This is a genomic window from uncultured Agrobacterium sp. (genome assembly GCA_913777615.1).
Taxonomy (GTDB): Bacteria; Pseudomonadota; Alphaproteobacteria; order Rhizobiales; family Rhizobiaceae; genus Agrobacterium.
In genome coordinates, this window is record CAJYTK010000005.1 from 62,744 (window position 1) to 81,024 (window position 18,281).

Annotated in this window: 18 protein-coding genes and 1 pseudogene; 11 read left to right on the top strand and 8 right to left on the bottom strand. The window is 58.0% G+C overall.

The window, feature by feature from the left end:
- Positions 1–193 precede the first annotated feature (193 nt).
- The 5 genes from ugpC to QZ862_RS04050 form a co-directional block, all read right to left on the bottom strand.
- Positions 194–1,282, bottom strand: coding sequence for a sn-glycerol-3-phosphate ABC transporter ATP-binding protein UgpC (ugpC, locus tag QZ862_RS04030; RefSeq protein WP_296039062.1), 1,089 nt, complete (start codon positions 1,280–1,282; stop codon positions 194–196).
- A 21-nt stretch (positions 1,283–1,303) separates the two neighbouring features.
- Positions 1,304–2,959, bottom strand: a complete 1,656-nt coding sequence (locus QZ862_RS04035) for an alpha-glucosidase family protein (RefSeq protein WP_296097690.1) — start codon at positions 2,957–2,959, stop codon at positions 1,304–1,306.
- A 38-nt stretch (positions 2,960–2,997) separates the two neighbouring features.
- A complete protein-coding gene (locus QZ862_RS04040; protein WP_296039066.1) occupies positions 2,998–4,158 on the bottom strand; it encodes a carbohydrate ABC transporter permease in 1,161 nt (386 codons plus the stop codon).
- A 1-nt stretch (position 4,159) separates the two neighbouring features.
- On the bottom strand, positions 4,160–5,173 hold the full coding sequence (locus QZ862_RS04045) for a sugar ABC transporter permease (RefSeq protein ID WP_113260147.1): 1,014 nt from the start codon (positions 5,171–5,173) through the stop codon (positions 4,160–4,162).
- A 96-nt stretch (positions 5,174–5,269) separates the two neighbouring features.
- Positions 5,270–6,631 (bottom strand): ABC transporter substrate-binding protein, encoded by a 1,362-nt coding sequence (locus QZ862_RS04050; RefSeq protein WP_296097695.1) that lies wholly within the window; start codon positions 6,629–6,631, stop codon positions 5,270–5,272.
- 274 nt (positions 6,632–6,905) lie between these two features.
- Between QZ862_RS04050 and QZ862_RS04055 the strand changes: the two genes are divergently transcribed.
- A complete protein-coding gene (locus QZ862_RS04055; protein WP_272865798.1) occupies positions 6,906–7,934 on the top strand; it encodes a substrate-binding domain-containing protein in 1,029 nt (342 codons plus the stop codon).
- A gap of 100 nt (positions 7,935–8,034) precedes the next feature.
- On the opposite strand, the gene QZ862_RS04060 is transcribed toward QZ862_RS04055, so the two are convergent.
- The 3 genes from QZ862_RS04060 to QZ862_RS04070 all read right to left on the bottom strand — a co-directional run bounded on the left by QZ862_RS04060 (position 8,035) and on the right by QZ862_RS04070 (position 11,731).
- Entirely contained in the window at positions 8,035–8,763 is a 729-nt protein-coding gene (locus QZ862_RS04060) for a hypothetical protein (RefSeq protein ID WP_296097697.1), read from the bottom strand.
- A gap of 199 nt (positions 8,764–8,962) precedes the next feature.
- The gene (folD, locus tag QZ862_RS04065; protein WP_296097699.1) at positions 8,963–9,862 is read right to left on the bottom strand and encodes a bifunctional methylenetetrahydrofolate dehydrogenase/methenyltetrahydrofolate cyclohydrolase FolD; all 900 of its coding nucleotides are present in this window, start codon (positions 9,860–9,862) and stop codon (positions 8,963–8,965) included.
- Positions 9,863–9,973: 111 nt separating this feature from the next.
- A complete protein-coding gene (locus QZ862_RS04070; protein WP_296097701.1) occupies positions 9,974–11,731 on the bottom strand; it encodes a hypothetical protein in 1,758 nt (585 codons plus the stop codon).
- 208 nt (positions 11,732–11,939) lie between these two features.
- Between QZ862_RS04070 and flgB the strand changes: the two genes are divergently transcribed.
- From flgB to fliP, 10 genes and pseudogenes are all read left to right on the top strand, one after another.
- Positions 11,940–12,329, top strand: coding sequence for a flagellar basal body rod protein FlgB (flgB, locus tag QZ862_RS04075; RefSeq protein WP_296018288.1), 390 nt, complete (start codon positions 11,940–11,942; stop codon positions 12,327–12,329).
- A gap of 1 nt (position 12,330) precedes the next feature.
- Positions 12,331–12,747 (top strand): flagellar basal body rod protein FlgC, encoded by a 417-nt coding sequence (gene flgC, locus QZ862_RS04080; protein ID WP_296018286.1) that lies wholly within the window; start codon positions 12,331–12,333, stop codon positions 12,745–12,747.
- Positions 12,747–13,094, top strand: a complete 348-nt coding sequence (locus QZ862_RS04085; protein ID WP_296018284.1) for a flagellar hook-basal body complex protein FliE — start codon at positions 12,747–12,749, stop codon at positions 13,092–13,094. The genes flgC and QZ862_RS04085 overlap by 1 nt, the downstream gene beginning before the upstream one ends.
- 18 nt (positions 13,095–13,112) lie before the next feature.
- Positions 13,113–13,901 carry a flagellar basal-body rod protein FlgG gene (flgG, locus tag QZ862_RS04090; protein WP_296018281.1) on the top strand — a complete coding sequence of 263 codons (789 nt, stop codon included), beginning with the start codon at positions 13,113–13,115 and terminating at the stop codon, positions 13,899–13,901.
- Between the two features lie 17 nt (positions 13,902–13,918).
- Complete coding sequence (gene flgA / locus QZ862_RS04095) at positions 13,919–14,407, top strand: flagellar basal body P-ring formation chaperone FlgA (protein WP_296097703.1); 489 nt, start codon at positions 13,919–13,921, stop codon at positions 14,405–14,407.
- Between the two features lie 83 nt (positions 14,408–14,490).
- A pseudogene (locus tag QZ862_RS04100) lies at positions 14,491–15,528 on the top strand (flagellar basal body P-ring protein FlgI); the annotation flags it as partial.
- The gene (locus QZ862_RS04105; RefSeq protein ID WP_296018279.1) at positions 15,525–16,055 is read left to right on the top strand and encodes a MotE family protein; all 531 of its coding nucleotides are present in this window, start codon (positions 15,525–15,527) and stop codon (positions 16,053–16,055) included. The pseudogene QZ862_RS04100 and the gene QZ862_RS04105, both read left to right, overlap by 4 nt.
- Positions 16,052–16,777, top strand: a complete 726-nt coding sequence (gene flgH, locus QZ862_RS04110) for a flagellar basal body L-ring protein FlgH (protein WP_296018278.1) — start codon at positions 16,052–16,054, stop codon at positions 16,775–16,777. Before QZ862_RS04105 ends, flgH begins: the two co-directional genes overlap by 4 nt.
- A gap of 79 nt (positions 16,778–16,856) precedes the next feature.
- Positions 16,857–17,420 carry a flagellar basal body-associated FliL family protein gene (locus QZ862_RS04115; protein WP_296018277.1) on the top strand — a complete coding sequence of 188 codons (564 nt, stop codon included), beginning with the start codon at positions 16,857–16,859 and terminating at the stop codon, positions 17,418–17,420.
- Complete coding sequence (gene fliP, locus QZ862_RS04120) at positions 17,417–18,154, top strand: flagellar type III secretion system pore protein FliP (protein WP_296018275.1); 738 nt, start codon at positions 17,417–17,419, stop codon at positions 18,152–18,154. The genes QZ862_RS04115 and fliP overlap by 4 nt, the downstream gene beginning before the upstream one ends.
- Positions 18,155–18,281 lie beyond the last annotated feature (127 nt).

Here is an 18,281-nt window from a genome sequence, read left to right on the forward strand (position 1 = left end):
CGACTGGAAAAGCCTCGTTTCCCGACGTAGGCTTCTCCAGAAGAGCAAGCAAAATGGACGATGCCGAAATAGGTTTCATATTGGAGCGTATCGTTTGCAAGTCAGCCCTCTGCAAACGAGATATACACCTAAAGCGACTTCCGCTTCTTGGCGCAGAAACGTCTTTGAAACCAGTAGGGCAGATATCGGCGAACTATCGCCGATATGTTTTACCGAGTGCATCGAAAAGATGTAGCTTTTCGGACGGCGCAGAGAAGCGCAATGTTTCGCCTTTCTTCACAGGCGCTATGCCAGGAATTTTGACGATGATCGGCTCCTCACCTGACGGGGCCTCCAGGTAGAGCAGTGTCACTTCACCCAGAGCTTCTACGATGGAAACCTTGCCCTCGAAGAGATAGTCGTCGCCGGTCGCAATTGACAGGTCTTCGGGACGCACGCCGAAGGATGCCGCCTTGCCCTGTTCGCTTTGCGTGGTCGGGATGTGAACGGCAAGCGGCTTGCCGTCGGCAAGTTTGAGCATGGTCGTCTCACCGGCACTTTCTACTGTAGCGGCAATGATATTCATGGCCGGCGAGCCGATGAAGCGCGCGACGAAGAGGTTGGCGGGGTTTTCGTAAAGCTCCAGCGGTTCACCCACCTGCTCCACGCGACCGCCGTTCAACACCACGATCCGATCTGCCAGCGTCATGGCTTCCACCTGATCGTGAGTCACGTAAATCATGGTGGTGTCGGCCATCTTTTCGCTGAGCTTGGCGATCTCGATGCGGGTCGCAACGCGAAGTGCGGCATCGAGGTTCGAGAGCGGCTCGTCGAAGAGAAAGACTTTGGGGTTACGGCAGATAGCGCGACCGATGGCAACACGTTGACGCTGGCCACCGGAGAGTGCTTTCGGAAGACGCTCCAGATATTGCGTCAACTGCAAGATTTCGGCGGCAGCGCGAACACGGCGATCAATCTCCTGCTTGCTTTCCTTTGCGATCTTCATGCCGAAGGCCATGTTGTCGTAGACCGTCATGTGCGGATAGAGCGCGTAGGACTGGAACACCATGGCGATGCCGCGCCGTGACGGCGGGATCTCATTCACCAACTGGCCGTCGATATACATTTCGCCGCCAGTGATTTCCTCCAGACCGGCGATCATGCGCAAAAGCGTGGACTTGCCGCAGCCGGACGGACCGACGAAGACAATGAACTCGCCCTGCTTGATATCGAGGTCGATCCCATGCAGGACCTTGACCTCACCATAGGATTTACGGATGCCCTTGAGAATAAGTCCAGTCATGCGGTGCTCCTCCCTATCCTGTTACGCGTGCCGGGCGAAAAACGCGCCCCATGCCGGAAGTTCTACGGTCGTCCCATTCCGTTCAGCCGAAAAGCCGTGGCCTTCCAAGACATCCCACTCACCGTCCGGTAGGTTTGCCGTTGCTGCGACTGCGGAGAGGTTGAAGAGGCAAAGCACGGTTTCGTTGCCAAGCGTGCGGGTATAGCTCGAGACAGTCGCATCCGCGTCCTGGAATTCGATCTTGCCCTTTGCAAAGGCAGGGTGCTGCTTGCGGAACGCCAGGAAGCGGCGATAGTGCTCCAGAACAGAGCCTTCGTTGCCCTGCTGCGCGCTGACTGCGCGCATCTTGTGTTCCGTCGGGATAGGAAGCCATGTCTTGTCGGAGGTGGAGAAGCCTGCCTGCGCGTGGCCGGCATCCCAGACCATTGGCGTGCGGCAGCCATCGCGGCCCTTGAATTCCGGCCAGAACTGAATGCCGTAGGGATCCTGCAGATCTTCGAAGGCGATGTCGGCTTCCGTAAGGCCAAGCTCTTCTCCCTCATAGATGCAGACAGAGCCGCGTTGCGTCATCAGCAGAGCCGACAGCACCTTGGCGAAAGCATCCTTGTCCTCGACCGCATCACCCCAGCGGGTCACATGGCGCACGACATCGTGGTTGGAGAAAGCCCAGCAGGCCCAGCCTTCAGGAGCCGCCTTGGCAAAGGCTGCCTGGACTTCTGCAACGCGGGCCGGGGTTAGCGCATCCGGTGCCAGGAATTCGAACGCGTAGCACATCTGCATCTTGTCATCGCCCGACGTGTATTCGCCGACGATTTCAAGACCGCGCTGGCTGTCACCGACTTCGCCGACAGCGGCGATATCCTGGAACTCGTCCAGAACGGCGCGGAAGCGCTTGAGGAATTCCAGGTTTTCCGGGCGGTTCTTGTCGTAGATATGTTCCTGGAAATTATAAGGGTTCACGGCAGGCGCGGTCGAAGCATTGCGGCGTTCTGGCGCAAGTGCAGGGTTGTCGCGCAGTTCCTTGTCGTGGAAGTAGAAGTTGATCGTATCGAGGCGGAAGCCATCGACGCCGCGCTTCAGCCAGAAGCGGGTGATGTTCAACAGCTCTTCCTGAACTTCCGGATTATGCAGATTGAGGTCCGGCTGCGAGGTCAGGAAATTGTGCATGTAATATTGCATGCGGGTCGGGTCCCACTGCCAACCGGAACCACCGAAGATCGACAGCCAGTTGTTGGGCGGCGTGCCGTCCGGCTTGCCATCGCTCCAAACATACCAATCCGCCCGCGGATTGCTGCGGCTGGACCGGCTTTCCACGAACCAGGGATGCTGGTCGGAGGTGTGAGACAGAACCAGATCGATCATCACGCGGATACCAAGGCGATGTGCCTCAGTAATCAGGCCATCGAAATCCGCCAACGTGCCAAACATCGGATCAACATCGACGTAGTTCGAGACGTCGTAGCCGAAGTCCCGCATGGGCGAAGTGAAGAAGGGCGAGATCCAGATGGCATCCGCGCCGAGATTGGCAATGTGTTCCAGTCTGGAGGTGATGCCCTTCAGGTCTCCGATGCCATCGCCGTTGGAGTCCTGATAGGAGCGCGGATAAATCTGGTAGATCACAGCGCCGCGCCACCAATCCTTGTCGGGAGTGAGAGCGGAAGAAACGGTCGCGGTCATGGCATTGTCCTGTTGATTGAAAGCATTCATGGGTTCGATCAGCCTCCCTTGACGGAGCCAGCCAAGAGGCCGCGCACAAGGTAACGTTGGAGCGCAAAGAAGACGCAGAGCGGCACGATAATGGTGACGAAGGCCGACGCGGTAAGAATTTCCCAGTTGCCGCCACGCGAGCCGAGCAGCGCGTTCAACGCACCAGTCAGCACCAGTTCATCCTTCTGTGTGCCGAGGAACACCATGGCGACGAGCAGGTCGTTCCAGGTCCAGAGAAACTGGAAGATGGCAAAGGAGGCGAGCGCCGGGAAGGACAGCGGCAAGACGATCTTGACGAAAATTTCGAAATCGCTGGCGCCATCGACGCGAGCGCTCTCGATGATTTCCTTCGGCAGACCGGAGATATAATTGCGCAGCAGATAGATGGCGAGCGGCAGACCAAAGGCTGTGTGTGCCAACCAGATGCCGGCATAGGTCTTGGACGGCACGCCAAAGACGTTGCCGATCCAGTTATAGAGCTGGAGCAGCGGAATGAGCGACATCTGCAACGGCACGACGATCAAACCAACCACAAGCGCAATCATCAACGAGCGGCCACTGAAGCGCATCCAAGAGAGCGCGTAGGCCGCGAACGCCGCAATCAATATCGGAATGATGGTTGCGGGAATGGCGACTGTCAGAGAGTTGACGAAGGACTGACCGATCCCTTCGGAGAGGAGCACGGTGCGATAATTGTCGAGCGTGAAGATCGGCGGCGTGGAAACGACGACATAGACGCGTTTTGCGCGCGATCCTTCGAAGCTGGCATTTTTGCTATATTGATAGCTACCGTCCTCGTTGAGCTGGAGCGTCTCGCCATCACCGAGATCGGCAGACGTACCGGCCTTGAAGGCTGCCGGTTCCTGAACACGCACGCCGAAGGCGGAGACATGGCCGCTCTTGCCTTCACCGAAGACGTTTCCGGCAATGACGAAGCGGTCTCCCTGCTGGGTCTGTGTGGATGGATCAGCAAGACGCAACGCTTGCGTTTGATTGGAACTGGAGAAGGCCGTCCACCAGCCGGAGACGACGATCTGATCCTTGTCGCGCAGCGAGCTGACCAGAATGCCGAGCGTCGGCAAGAGCCAGAGCAAAACGATGAAGAGGACGCTGGCATGGACGATAAGACGGGGCAGGCCGATGCGGCGCAGACGGGTTGCGATGGTCATATCAGCGGCCCTCCATCTCGCGGTTCGCCTGGCGGATGTTCCAGATCATGATCGGCGTGACGGCTGCCATGATGACAAGCGCGATAACGGCACTTCGCCCGCTATCTCCACCGCCGCGGAACATCCAGTCGAACATGAGATTGGCAAGAACCATGGTGTTCCACTGGCCATTGGTCATCGTCAGAACAATATCGAAAACCTTGAGGACGAGGATGGTGATGGTGGTCCAAACAACAGCGATGGTTCCCCATATCTGCGGCACCATGATCTTCCAGAAAATCTGCCAGCCATTGGCACCGTCGATGACGGCGGCTTCGATGGTTTCTTCAGGGATTCCGCGAAGGGCCGCCGACAGGATGACCATGGCGAAGCCGGTCTGGATCCAGATCAGGATGACCATCAGGAAGAAGTTGTTCCAGAAGGGCATGGAAATCCACACCTGCGGATTGCCGCCGAAGAACTCGACGAGCGCGTTCAGCAGGCCGATCTGCGTTTGCCCCTCGCCGCGATACTCATATATGAATTTCCAGATGACGGAGGCGCCGACGAAGGAAATCGCCATCGGCATGAAGACGATGGACTTTGCAATGTTACCCCACCAGATCCGGTCAGTCATCACAGCGATAACGAGACCGAGGAAGGTGCAGGCGGCGGGGACCACGGCAAGCCAGAGAATGTTGTTGAAGATCGACTGGCGGAAACCGGCGTCGTAGAAGGCCCAGACGTAATTGGCGAGACCGACGTAATTGGCTCCTGTCCGATCGTAGAAAGACAGGATGAAGGTCGCAACGACCGGGTAGACAAGATAGACGGCAAGCAGCAGCAGGGCCGGCCCGACAAAGAGCCAGGGACGAACGGCCGCGCGCCGGTTGAGATTGCGCGACGCGTGAATGACATCGCCGTCCCGCACCGGAAAGATAAATTGCAACGCCTTGTCCGACAGCCAGTAATAGGCGGCGCAGGCAAAGACGCCGACGATAACGACACCCAGCGCGGATACGATTTGCGTGATCATCATTCCCTCCCCGATCTTACTTATATTCGGCGCGTTTCCCGCGCCGTTCTATCGATGACAGCCCGGCAGCGATGACTGCCGGGCTGGATCTGAGGATTACTTCAAGCCGTCCCAGGCCTTCTGGATATCGTTGGCGACCTGCTCGGCAGACTTGCCGCCGACGAAATCGACCATACCGGTCCAGAACGCGCCAGCGCCGATCTTGCCAGGCATGAGGTCGGAACCATCGAAGCCAAAGGTAGTGGCCGTCGTCAGAATTTCGCCCTGACGCTTAACCTGATCATTGGCATAGGCATCCGTGTTCACACCCTTGAATGGTGTGAGGAAGCCAGACTGCGCCATCCAGACTTCATGGGCGATCGGCGTCTTGAGGAACTCTACGAGAGCACGCGCAGCCTTGGAGTCCTTGGTGATGGTAAAGAGCGTTCCAGCACCGAGAACCGGCTTGCCGAGATCGGCCTTGGAGGCGAAGGTCGGCATGTAGAAAAAGTCAACATCCGTTCCGACCTTCGTTCCCTCTGGGAAGAAGGATGGGATGAAGGAAGCCTGACGGTGCAGGTAGCACTTCGGTGGAATGTCGAAGAGGCCCTTCGGGCTGTCACGGAAGTCGGTAGAGGCAACAGCGGCAACACCGCCCGAAACATACTTGTCGTTCTTGGCGAACTTGCCGAATTCCTCGATGGCGGCAACGACGCGCGGATCGTTGAACTTCACCTCATTCGTCGTCCACTTCTGGTAGACATCGAGCGGCTGCGTGCGCAGCATGAAGTCTTCCACCCAATCGGTTGCCGGCCAGCCGGTCGCGCCACCAGAGCCGAGACCGATGCACCATGGCGTGCCGCCATCGGCGACGATCTGGTCGCTGAGCTTGACGAGATCTTCCATGGTCTCCGGCACCTTGTAACCGGCTTCCTCGAAGTTCTCAGGAACGTACCAGACCAGCGACTTGACGTCGGCCTTGAACGGGAAGGCGAAATAGGCCTTGTTGCCGTCCTTGTTCTTGTACATGCCAAGATCGACCCAGGACTGGCCCGCGCCGTAATTTTCCTTCACCCAATTTGCCGTCTCGTCACCGAGCGGAGTGAGAAGTCCCTTGGCGGCGAGGTCAGCCAGAAGGCCAGGCTGCGGCAGGATCGCGACGTTTGGCGGCGAGCCGGCCTGCGTGTCGATGACGATCTGCTGCTCGTAATTTTCCGAAGACGAATAACGGACATTGACGCCGGTCGCATCGGCGAAATAGGCCAGCACGGACTGGAACAGGGCTTCGTCTTCGCCGCGCCACGGTCCGAAGATGGTCAGCGTTTCGCCCTTCAGGCTGGAATTGGCGGCCTTGAAGGCTTCGTAGCTCTTCCAGTTGAACTTGCTGTCTTCACCCGGCTTGAATTTGAGATCGGCAGCAAAGGATGCGCCCGACAGAAGCGTGGCTACGGCAACGGTCGTCAAAAATAATTTTTTCATGTGATCTACCTCCCATCACATTAATCGGCTTCGGCGTATCTTTTCAAAGCGCTTTGGCTGCCTATTCATCTCATTGAGAATTGCTCAGAGTCAAGAGGGTTGATGATCATCCCAAATTTGGTCCTCTTTTGCTGCGCGGAAGACTGTATTTGCGCTGCAGCAGAGTTTTTTGAATTGTCTAGCGCTTCAACACTTGCTAGCCTTCAAAGCGGTTTGGAGACGGTGGAGGAGCTGTCCCTTTCCAGAGTCCGCGGGCTTGAGCAGCAGAGGGAGGCTGGGCATGAATCTGAAACAACTATCGCAGTTGCTTGGCATCTCTCAGACGACGATCAGCCGCGCCCTGAACGGTTATCCCGAAGTCAATGCCGAAACGCGCCGGAAGATCATCGAGGCAGCGCGCCAGAACGGTTATCGACCCAACGCGGCAGCGCAGCGGCTGGCGACCGGCAAGGTCGGCTCCATCGGTCTCGTGATGCCCACGGGTGCAGAACATCAATCCGACGTTCACTTCGGGGAGTTCCTCAACGGGCTTGGGGAGGTCTCGGCGAGAAACGGGTTTCACCTCGTTATCATGCCGACCGATCCGCGTGACGAGGACGAAGCGTTGCAGGATCTCGCCGCCAATGGCACGGTGGACGGCATCTATCTCGCCTATATGAAAAAGAACGATCGTCGCATCGCGATGATGAAGAGCCTGTCGATCCCCTTCATGGTGCACGGCCGCTCCTGGGGAATCGAGCCGGACTATCCCTTTCTCGACGTCGACAATGAGGGCGCCTTTCATGACGCCGCATCGCTGCTGCTCCAACTCGGCCATGAAAATATCGCGCTGATCAATGGGCCGGAGGGTTACGACTTTACCTTCCGTCGCTACCGCGGTGTGGAAGCGGCATTGGCCGCTCAGGGCCATTCACTCGATCCTGACAAGGTCAGCCACAGCGTGATGACCGACGAGGCCGGGTTCCTGATGATGGAGCGGCTGCTCGACCAGCCGCAGCAGCCGACCGCCGTTCTCTGTGCCTCCACCGCACTTGCGCTCGGCGCCATCCGCTCGCTGAACCAGCGGGGCCTGCGCCCCGGGCGGGATATTTCCCTCATCGCCCATGACGACGTGCTGCCACTCTTGAAGCCGGTCAACTTTTCCGTGCCGCTGACCACAACACGGTCCTCTCTTAGAGCAGCAGGCATGCGCGTCGCCGAACGGCTGATCGCCCAGATCAAGACCGGGCAAAACGAGCCGTTTCACGAGTTGTGGAAAGCGGAACTGGTGGTGCGCGCCTCGACCGGGCCCGCTCCTCGTTAGATCTACCCCCCGGCTGTCTTAGTGGCCTCAGTAATTTGATGCAAACTGCAGCTGACCGCCTCAGTTAAAACCCAAGCCCCTATGGCCGGCGAGCCCAACTTTACGTCGCAGCCTCGAGTGTCGGCATCACTGACAAACCCTCCGCGCGCATATATTCCCGCGTTAGCACAACCGATACGTAAGTGACGCTCACGGCCTCCAACGTGCTTAGGCAGATAGCAATTACCAAAGAGGGGAAATTAATCACTCCAGCGACGAAGATGCTCCCGGAATCACCGCGAGCGAACATCAATGCGGTGACGATAAAAGAGATTGCGGCCGGAATCGCCATCGCGATGAAAATTCTGGCGAAGGTCTTTGCGAAAGTGCGAGATCCACGTCTAAGCGCGTCACCAAAGCGAGTTGCAGATCCGTAAAGCCCAGCAGGTAGCCACGTGCCGATCAAAGCGTAGAGAACAGAAGACACGATCAACGAAAACAGAATACCGTAAATCAACACCAAACCGGTAAAATTGCCCTGATTGCTTCCGAAGTAGACCGCCGTCGCGATGGCTGAGACGGTGGCCAATAGAATAATGAGAATATTTTTACCGAAGAAACCAAGATCTTTTGACAGTGAATAATATTGTCGACCCTGATCTTTAAATCTTCGATTGTATAGCATGGATACCTGCGTCCATCGTGAAAGCAAAATCCAGATGAAACCCGTGGTCTGACTCGATGTGTGAGAAAAATGATCATCCAGAATAATTGCAGCAATGATGAGAGAAACTGTAACGAAGTAAAATAGGAAATTCTTGCGGATGATTGCGAAGGTTTCTGAAATCATTTCGGCGTCCTTATAGAAACGGCATGCGTGGCCGATCTTCAGGTTACGCCGCGTCGGTGACAAACACAAACGACTGATGGAGCATGGCAAGCAAAATCTGCCGCCATTCTTCGGAGCTAAAACCATTCTTGCAGAACAGCATTCAGCACAAACCTATCCGGTCTTGTGTCCGAATGTTTTTATATTTTCGGTTTTGAACTCAGAACGTCGGCGCGTCTTTGCCGAGCGCTCTGTGCGCAGCAATCACCGTGTTGGCCATCAGCATGGCAATCGTCATCGGACCAACGCCGCCGGGGACAGGCGTGATGGCCGCGGCGACCGCACTTGCCTCTTCGAACGCCACATCGCCGACGAGCCTCGACTTGCCCTCGCCCTTTTCGGGTGCGGGAATGCGGTTGATGCCGACATCGATGACGGTCGCGCCGGGCTTGACCCAATCGGCCTTCACCATTTGCGCGCGACCGACGGCGGCAACAAGAATGTCGGCGGACTTGCAGACGGAGGCCAGATCCTTAGTGCGCGAATGCGCCATCGTCACCGTTGCGTTGGCGTTGAGCAGCAATTGACCCATCGGCTTGCCGAACAGGTTGGAACGACCGATCACCACGGCGTTCAGGCCGGACAGATCATCGCCATGGATGCTGCGAACCAGAAGCATGGCACCGGCCGGGGTGCAGGAGAGCAGGCCTGTCTTCAGATCGCCGACAGCGAGCTTTCCGGCATTCAAGACGCTCAGACCATCGACATCCTTTTCCGGCAGGATCGACTGGATGATCGGATCGGAATCGAGGTGCTTTGGAAGCGGTAACTGAACGAGAATGCCGTGTATCGATGCGTCCGCATTCAGCGTTGCGACCAGGGTAGCAAGCTCCTGCTGTGTCGTTTCTTCCGGCAGCGTGTGCTGAAGAGAGTTGAAGCCGCACTGCTTTGCCATCTTGCTCTTGGAGTTCACGTAGGCGTGGCTTGCAGGGTCGTCACCGACGATAACCACAGCCAGACCGGGCTTCTTGCCGGTTTCACGCTCCAGCCGCTCCGCCGCGTCTTTCACAGCATCCGTCACCGATGCCGCTTTGGCCTTGCCGTCGATCACAACAACCATATGACTGCCTCCTGAGAACATCACGGCGGGAATCGGCTCGCCCGCGAACCCTGCCTAGAGCGAAACCCTAATGCTGCGCGACGCTATAGATTGCAAGGAGAAATCAGTGGATCAGGCGCGACGCCGCATGTCGTCTTCGGCAAAGCCGTTCACTCTTTGCCTCAGCGCGGCGATTTCCCGCCGCAGGGCACGCACCTCTTCCGTCTCGGCCCCTATATGCTCAGCCTTGCCTTCCAAGGCTGCGGCGAGCAAAGGCGGCAGCCAGGATCCATCGCCCTGCTCCACTTTTTTCTCCATCCGAACGCGGTTGGCCATAAGAACCTGGCGTACACGCTCATCGAGCGGAATATCGTTGGCTGGCTTGTCGTGGAGGCCGTCATCGGGCTCTTCGTCCGGCTCAAGATCATAGGCCCGGTCGTCAGAGTGAAGCTCGATGTCATCTGCGACGATATCATGGAAAATATCGGGTTCGATCTGGAAGTGCTGATCGCGAGCAGTTTCGGCGTTTGCCGAGGCGTCGTCGATGATAACGGTGTTGGAAACGACCTCCTGCGTGGCGATCTCATGCTGCGCTTCTGCCTCCGAGCGACGGAAGCTCATCAGGAAAAGTGCCAGCAGCATGCCCGACAGCGCGCCGCCAGCGGCCATGACGCCGTTCATGATGCCGGAGCTCTGATCCCGGAGTACGCCGGGCGACGCCGGTTTAGCAATTACGGAGGAGGTGGCGGGGGCAGCAAACGGACCGGCCTTCTGGCTGGCAACCAGATAATCGCGCCTGGCGCTGTCCAAAGCCTTCTCCAGCTTTGCGAGTTCAGCGGGTGCGGCACCCATGGCGCGCAAATCATCCTCAATAGCGGTTTTCTGGCGCGTCTGAGCGTTGAGGCTGGCAGAAACCTCCTTCAATTCGCCTTTGACGCTTTCCAGAGCCCGGCGCAATGCGGGCATCGCGGCAGACCGAGCGGCATCGACTGCGCCTTGCGCTGCAATGGTGCGGGGGTGCTTAGGACCGTGATCGACATTGACGTCGTCAAGCGCAAGTTTCGCCGTCGTGTAGTTGTCCCTTACCGAAGCGAGGGCATCGAAAGGAGCAAGTGGCGGCAGCGCCTTTGTCAGCACATCGTCCGTCTTCATAGACGAAACTTTCGTGACGGCCTGCGCGAGATCATGCTCCTTCTGCCCAAGAGCCGCGATCGTCGCATCGGCTTCGTGAAGCGACTGCTGCAGGTTCTGAATACGGGAAACGATGTCGTTGCCGTTGCGCATCTGAAACCCCGTCAACGCGCCTTCGGCGGTATCGAGTGCGGCACGCGCCTTTTCAACCGCCTGCAATTCCGGGCTCGCCTGTTCGCCGCCGGTGGTCTTGGCCACCTGGCCTGCGAGGTAATCGACAATACGCCTTGCAGCCTGGGGCGTTGCAGCCATGGCGTCGATGTCAATACTGCTCTTCGAAGACGCGGTGATTTTCACCGAACTGCGCAACGCCTCTTCAATGGCGTTCACTGGAATTTGCTGCTGCACATCCCCCAGAAGAAGCTTCGCAAGCATCGCGATCCTCCCCTCTTCGGCAACACCCATCACATCGCCCGGCTTTAGCTTCAAGTCCGAAATGGCGAGTGTGAGCGAAAGCGGGGATAGAATGCTCTGCTGCACGGAGGCGGCAAGGCGGTCGGTATCGACCGTATCTGCGCCAGGAGCGGAGATCTTCACCACAGCATGAGAGACATATGCTGCGGGTGAAGCGGGAACAAGTAGCGATGGCAAGACGGCGCCTGTGGCAGCCAGGGTCAGAACGAAGCACGACGAAAGGGCGGCACGGCGCCACCTGCCTGCCTCTGGCTGCCCGGAGGCCGAACCGACACGTCTTTTCAAGTGCAAAACCATCGCAAACCCGCAGGGCTGTGGGACCGTTCATCTGACGGAACTATCAACGAAACCTAAACGGCCATGGCAAACAAATGGTTAATGATCGGCTAAAACCAGACGATGCCGCTTCCCGCCGATAGCATCGTCGTCCTCCGTAAGTCCCGCGCAAGATTGTGTCTCTAGACCAATGGCAGGTTAAACACGGAGAATTGTCATGCAGCCGATTCAGCTGTTTGCGCTGGCTTCCCGGCAAGCCGAGTGGCTTTCAATCCGTCAGGAAGTCGTCGCTACCAACATTGCCAATGCCAACACGCCGCAGTATCGCGCAAAGGAAGTCGCGCCTTTCGAATCCGAACTGAAGTCGGTCGGAATGCAGATGGCCCGCACCAACCCCGCCCATATGGAGCTGGCTGTTACGGGTGCAGGCAAGATCGGCCTGAAGGACGCGCCGCTCGCCAGTGAAATCGGCGTCCAGGAATCGGGAAATACCGTTTCGCTGTCGACGGAAATGGCCAAGACGGGCGAGATCAAGCGGCAGTTCGAGCTGAACACCCAGCTCGTGCGCTCCTTCCACACCATGATGATGACTGCGGTGGGCAAGTAAGATGGACTCTTTATCCTCGTCGTTGAAAATTGCAGGAAGCGGCATGGACGTGCAGGCCACGCGCCTACGCATCGTTTCTGAAAACATTGCCAACTCGCGAACGACGGGCGACACGCCAGGTGCCGACCCCTATCGCCGCAAGACGATCACGTTCGCCAATGAACTGGATCGCACAACCGGAACCAATCTCGTTCAGGTCAAGAAGCTCGGCTTCGACAAATCCAACTTCACCGAGGAATACGACCCGGACAGCCCGGCTGCGGACAACAAGGGCATGGTGAAGCTGCCGAACGTCAACATGCTGATCGAAATGGCCGATCTTCGCGAAGCAAACCGCGGCTATGAAGCCAATCTCCAGGTCATCAAGCAGGCCCGCGATCTGATTACCTCAACCATAGACCTATTGAAGGCTACGTGATGATCGACTCCATCAACAACGTGAAATCGCTGACCAGCAACTCCGCCATGGACAGCCTCAAGGGTGTGGCGAGCGGACTGACCTCCTTTGCTGGCGCAGCCGTGTCCACAGCCGCTACCGCGACTGTCGGCCCGACTTTCGCCAGCGTGTTGGGCGGTGTCGCACAGGACGCGATGGACTCGTTGAAGACCAGCGAAGCTATGTCTTTTGCCGGCCTACAGGGCAAGGCCAGCACGCGCGAGGTCGTCGATGCCGTGATGCAGGCTGACCAGACCCTCAAGACGGCCGTAGCACTGCGAGACAGGCTCGTTTCGGCCTATCTCGATGTCGTTAAAATGCAGATTTGACCCGTGAGGACCTAAGAAATGAGAGCTTTAGCAATCGCAGCGACGGGCATGGATGCCCAGCAGACGAACCTTGAGGTCATCGCGAACAACATCGCGAACATCAACACCACCGGCTTCAAGCGCGGCCGTGCCGAATTTACCGACCTGCTGTACCAAACGGAACGTGCGCAGGGCGTGATGAACCGCGCAAACCAGGCGATGGTGCCGGAAGGCGCCAATATCGGTCTCGGCGTCCAGACATCGGCTGTCCGCAAGCTTCACATCCAGGGCCCTGTTTCCCAAACCGGTAACGACCTCGACGTCGCTATCATCGGCAAGGGCTGGTTCCGCGTGCAGGGTCCCGACAATGCCACGCTCTACACCCGTGCTGGCGCCTTCAACATGGACTCCACCGGACGTCTGGTAACGACGGACGGATATCCGGTATTGCCGGCGATCACCATTCCGACGGACGCGACCGAAACCAAGATCAGTGCGGACGGCATCGTTTCGGTTCGTATCGGCACGGCCACACAGATGACCGAAGTCGGCCAGCTGAGCATGAGCAACTTCGCCAACGAAGCGGGCCTGCGCCCGCTTGGCGACAACCTCTTTGCGCAGACGGACGCCTCAGGCGCAGCTGTCGATGCCACCCCTCAGTCGGTCGGCTTCGGCTACGTGAAGCAGAACTACCTCGAAGGCTCCAACGTCGATTCCGTCAAGGAAATCACTGACATGATTTCCGCCCAGCGCGCTTACGAAATGAACTCAAAGGTGATCACCACCGCCGATCAGATGGCTCAGATCGTCAGCCAGAACCTGAAGTAACGAGAAGGTAGGGTAACATGAAGTTCCGCCCGAAAATCATGCCTGTTCAAGGTCGCATAGCAGTTTTCGTGATGGCATTGGCTGTGTCGATGTCCGCACCGGGGCTTGCAATGTCGCAGCAGAAATTCGCTGTCGTCCCCACAGCCACGATTTTTTCTGGCGAAGTCATTACCCACGGCCTGGTGACGGAGGTTCCCGTCACCAATCCCAACATCGCGCCGGGCTACTCGGAATCGGTCAAGGACGTCGTCGGAAAAGTGTCCAAGAGGACGCTTGTCGCGGGACGCACCATTCCTATCGGCGACCTGCGCGATCCTTATGCAGTGGAACGAGGCGCAACGGTCCGCATCACCTACAGCAAGAACGGCATGAACCTGTCAGCATCCGGCGTTGCCATCGAAGATGCAATGGCGGGCGATGTGGTGCGTGTCCGAAACAAGGACACCGGCGTGACGATCAACGGCACGGCAATGCGCGACGGAACCGTGGAGGTCCTCCAGCAATGAGTTTTCGTCAAGGTTTTCTCGTCGCGGCAATTGCGACCATGACTTTCCTTGCGGCTGCATCCGAGGGCGTAGCCCAGACGGTGGCGCGGGTGAAGGATATCGCATCCTTGCAGGCCGGGCGTGAAAACCAGTTGATCGGCTATGGTCTTGTCGTCGGCCTTCAGGGGTCCGGCGACAGCATGCGTTCCTCGCCCTTCACCGAACAGTCCATGCGCGCCATGCTGCAAAATCTCGGCATTTCGATGCAGGGCAACCAGACCACCTCCAAGAATGTCGCAGCTGTCATGGTCACGGCCAATCTGCCGCCCTTTGCCAGCCCCGGCAGCAGGCTGGATGTCAGCGTCAGTTCTCTTGGCGATGCTTCGTCCCTGCGTGGCGGCACTCTGATCATGACCTCCATGTCCGGTGCCGACGGCCAGATCTACGCTGTCGCGCAAGGCTCAGTGATCGTGTCCGGTTTCAACGCCGAAGGGCAGGCAGCGCAGCTCACACAGGGCGTCACGACCGCAGGTCGCGTCCCAAGTGGCGCGATTATCGAACGCGAGCTGCCGTCGCAATTCAAGGATTCCGTCAATCTCGTACTGCAATTAAGGAACCCGGATTTTTCGACGTCCATCCGCGTTGCCGACACCATCAACTCCTATGCCCGTACATCCTTCGGCGAGCCGATCGCAGAAGCGCGCGATTCACAGGTCGTCTATATCCAGAAGCCACGAACGGCGGATCTGACTCGTCTGATGGCAAGCATCGAAAACCTCGCAGTCGAGACCGATACGCCGGCCAAGGTCGTCATCAACGAGCGCACGGGAACCATCATCATCGGCGCGGACGTTCGCGTTTCGAAGGTGGCGGTGAGCTACGGTACGCTGACGGTCCAAGTGACTGAATCACCACAGGTTATTCAACCCGCCCCCTTCTCACGCGGTCAGACAGCCGTGCAGCCGCAGACGGATATCCAGGCCGACAAAAGCGGCGGCCCCGTCGCCATTCTCGAAGGTCCGAGCCTTCGGTCGCTGGTGGCCGGTTTGAACAATATGGGCGTCAAGCCGGACGGCATCATCGCCATTCTTCAAGGCATTAAGTCCGCAGGCGCGCTTCAGGCAGAGTTGGTATTGCAATGACGGTTACCGCCTCCAAAATATTCACGCCGAAGCGCGTTCTTCTCGCCCTTTTCGTTGTTGCAGGCGCGCTGCCTTCGGCACGAGCCCAGGAGCAGGTGCGTGTCACCACGGGCGAAACCAGCGGGCAGGAAATTCAGCAATACTGCACCAACATTATCGATCAGGCGCGCGACCAGCGTTATCTGATGCAAAAGCAGGATCTTGAGAAGCTCCAGCAGGATATCGATGCGCGCGTTGCCACCCTTGAGGCACGCAAGGCCGAGTATGAAGATTGGCTGAAGCGCCGCAACGATTTCCTCCAGCAGGCAGAGGCCAATCTCGTCAATGTCTACAAGACGATGAAGCCGGATGCAGCTGCACCTCAGCTGCAAGAACTGAACCCCGGTATTGCCGCTGCCATCATCATGAAACTGCCGGCACGCCAGTCCGGGCTGATCCTCAGCGAAATGGACGCGAAGAAAGCGGCGACTGTCGCTTCGATCATGGCCAGTGCGACCGATAAAAACACATCAAGAGATCCGTCATGAAAAAAGCGCTCATCCTCGCCCTTTCAGCCGCGAGCATCCTGACCGGATGCGAGAGCGTCACGAAGAACCAGACACTGAGAGAAATCGGCAATGCGCCGGCCATGAGCCCGATTGGTAGCGGCCTGCAGTTCAGTCAGGCCCCGCAATTGTCGGCTTATCCGAAACAGCCGCTGCATGCGGCCAGCGGCTATTCTCTTTGGAGCGACAGCAAGGCGGCGCTCTTCAAGGACTCGCGAGCGCTCAATATCGGCGACATCCTGACCGTCAACATTCAGATCAACGACAAGGCGTCATTCGATAACCAGACTGACCGCAGCCGGAAGAATAATAGAAAAACCGGCTGGAAGGCAGACGCGGAGATCCTCGGCTGGAAGCCACAAGCGGACTCGTCTCTAAGCTTCGACAACGACAGCGAAGCCAACGGCAAGGGCTCGATAAACCGCGCAGAAAAGCTGACGCTTCTCGTGGCGGCGGTCGTGACAGGCATTCTGGAAAACGGCAACCTGTTAATAAGCGGTTCGCAGGAAGTGCGCGTCAATCACGAGATCCGCATCCTCAACGTCGCAGGCATCGTCAGACCGCAGGACGTCAATTCGGAAAACACCGTGTCCTACGAAAAGATCGCCGAAGCACGCATCTCCTACGGCGGCCGCGGCAGGCTGATGGAAGTTCAGCAGCCGCCGGTCGGACAGCAGGTCGTCGACCTCTTCTCGCCGATCTGACGATCGCGCGAAATCTCGTACTACAGGGCAGTTAGGGCGCGGCTCGGCCAGCTGCAAATCATAGACAGGCAACAGACCCATGACCGACCAGTTGGCACTTGAAGGACCGGCACCCAAGAAAAGCTCGCCTATTCCGGTTATTGGCGCGGTCGCGGTTCTGTCTCTTCTCGGGCTGGGCGGCGGCTGGTTCGTCGGCAAGATGCTTTTCGTGCCGGCTCCACCTGCCTCGACGGCAACTGCGGTCCCGGCACCCGCGCCTGAGGCGCCCGCAGAGACTGCCGCAGCCGGCGGGCATGAGGCACCGAAGGCAGAGGCGCATGGAGAAGCACCCAAGGGTGAGGGACATGGCGCAGCGGCAGGTCCAAGCCTGGTAAACCTCGATCCCATCATTACCAACCTGGGATATCCGGCGGAGAACTGGGTGAGGCTCGAACTTGCCCTGCAATTCAACGGCCCGTCCGATCCCGCACTGGTGCAGGAACTGCACCAGGAACTCATGGCCTATGTCAGAACAGTGCCCCTCCAGCAAATTCAGGGCCCACGCGGCTTCCAATATCTTAGGGATGACCTGACAGAGATTGTTGACCTCAGATCGAAAGGGCGCGTATCCAAGGTTTTATTCAAAACCTTCGTGATAGAATGATTCGCACCCTCATCTGCCTGATTGCTTTCGCCCTGGTCCCAGGGATTGCTTTTGCGCAGCAGTCACCGGCTGATTTGTTAAATCTGCCTGTCGACGGCTCTGCTGCGGCATGGATCATTCGTACCTTCGGATTGCTGACGATCCTTTCGATCGCGCCCGGCATCCTGATCATGGTCACAAGCTTCCCCCGGTTCATCATCGCCTTTTCCATTCTGCGCTCGGGCATGGGGCTTGGAACGACGCCATCCAACATGATCCTGACGAGCATGGCGATGTTCATGACCTTCTACGTCATGGCGCCGACCTTCGAGCGCTCGTGGAACGATGGAATCCAGCCGATGATGCAGAACCAGATCACCGAAGCGCAGGCGATCGAGAGGGCGGCAGAACCTTTCCGCACCTTCATGCTGGCCAACACGCGACCGAAAGATCTGGCTCTTTTCGTCGATTTGGCAAGCGAGCGCGGCCAGGAAACGATGAATGGCACGCAGCCGCAATACCGCATTCTCGTCCCGGCCTTCATGCTGTCCGAGATCCGGCGCGGCTTTGAAATCGGCTTTCTGGTGATCTTGCCGTTCCTCGTCATCGACATGGTGGTCGCGACCATCACCATGGCCATGGGCATGATGATGCTGCCGCCAACATCCATCTCGCTGCCGTTCAAAATCCTGTTCTTCGTGCTGATCGATGGCTGGAATCTGCTCGTCGGCTCACTGGTAAGATCGTTTTACTGAAGCTTTTTCGCCCCAGTGGAACAGGCGCGTAGCGCCGAGCTTGCCGACATTTTGACGGCCTTTCGCGTGATAGACTGCGAAAACGACGCTTCCCGCGACAGAGCATCCTGGCATGGTCGCTTCTTGA

Coding starts and splice junctions, on each gene's coding strand:
- ugpC (WP_296039062.1), bottom strand. CDS start 1,282: ATGACTGGACTTATTCTCAAGGGCATCCGTAAATCCTATGGTGAGGTC.
- QZ862_RS04035 (WP_296097690.1), bottom strand. CDS start 2,959: ATGACCGCGACCGTTTCTTCCGCTCTCACTCCCGACAAGGATTGGTGG.
- QZ862_RS04040 (WP_296039066.1), bottom strand. CDS start 4,158: ATGACCATCGCAACCCGTCTGCGCCGCATCGGCCTGCCCCGTCTTATC.
- QZ862_RS04045 (WP_113260147.1), bottom strand. CDS start 5,173: ATGATCACGCAAATCGTATCCGCGCTGGGTGTCGTTATCGTCGGCGTC.
- QZ862_RS04050 (WP_296097695.1), bottom strand. CDS start 6,631: ATGAAAAAATTATTTTTGACGACCGTTGCCGTAGCCACGCTTCTGTCG.
- QZ862_RS04060 (WP_296097697.1), bottom strand. CDS start 8,763: ATGATTTCAGAAACCTTCGCAATCATCCGCAAGAATTTCCTATTTTAC.
- folD (WP_296097699.1), bottom strand. CDS start 9,862: ATGGTTGTTGTGATCGACGGCAAGGCCAAAGCGGCATCGGTGACGGAT.
- flgB (WP_296018288.1), top strand. CDS start 11,940: ATGCAGCCGATTCAGCTGTTTGCGCTGGCTTCCCGGCAAGCCGAGTGG.
- flgC (WP_296018286.1), top strand. CDS start 12,331: ATGGACTCTTTATCCTCGTCGTTGAAAATTGCAGGAAGCGGCATGGAC.
- QZ862_RS04085 (WP_296018284.1), top strand. CDS start 12,747: ATGATCGACTCCATCAACAACGTGAAATCGCTGACCAGCAACTCCGCC.
- flgG (WP_296018281.1), top strand. CDS start 13,113: ATGAGAGCTTTAGCAATCGCAGCGACGGGCATGGATGCCCAGCAGACG.
- flgA (WP_296097703.1), top strand. CDS start 13,919: ATGAAGTTCCGCCCGAAAATCATGCCTGTTCAAGGTCGCATAGCAGTT.
- QZ862_RS04105 (WP_296018279.1), top strand. CDS start 15,525: ATGACGGTTACCGCCTCCAAAATATTCACGCCGAAGCGCGTTCTTCTC.
- flgH (WP_296018278.1), top strand. CDS start 16,052: ATGAAAAAAGCGCTCATCCTCGCCCTTTCAGCCGCGAGCATCCTGACC.
- QZ862_RS04115 (WP_296018277.1), top strand. CDS start 16,857: ATGACCGACCAGTTGGCACTTGAAGGACCGGCACCCAAGAAAAGCTCG.
- fliP (WP_296018275.1), top strand. CDS start 17,417: ATGATTCGCACCCTCATCTGCCTGATTGCTTTCGCCCTGGTCCCAGGG.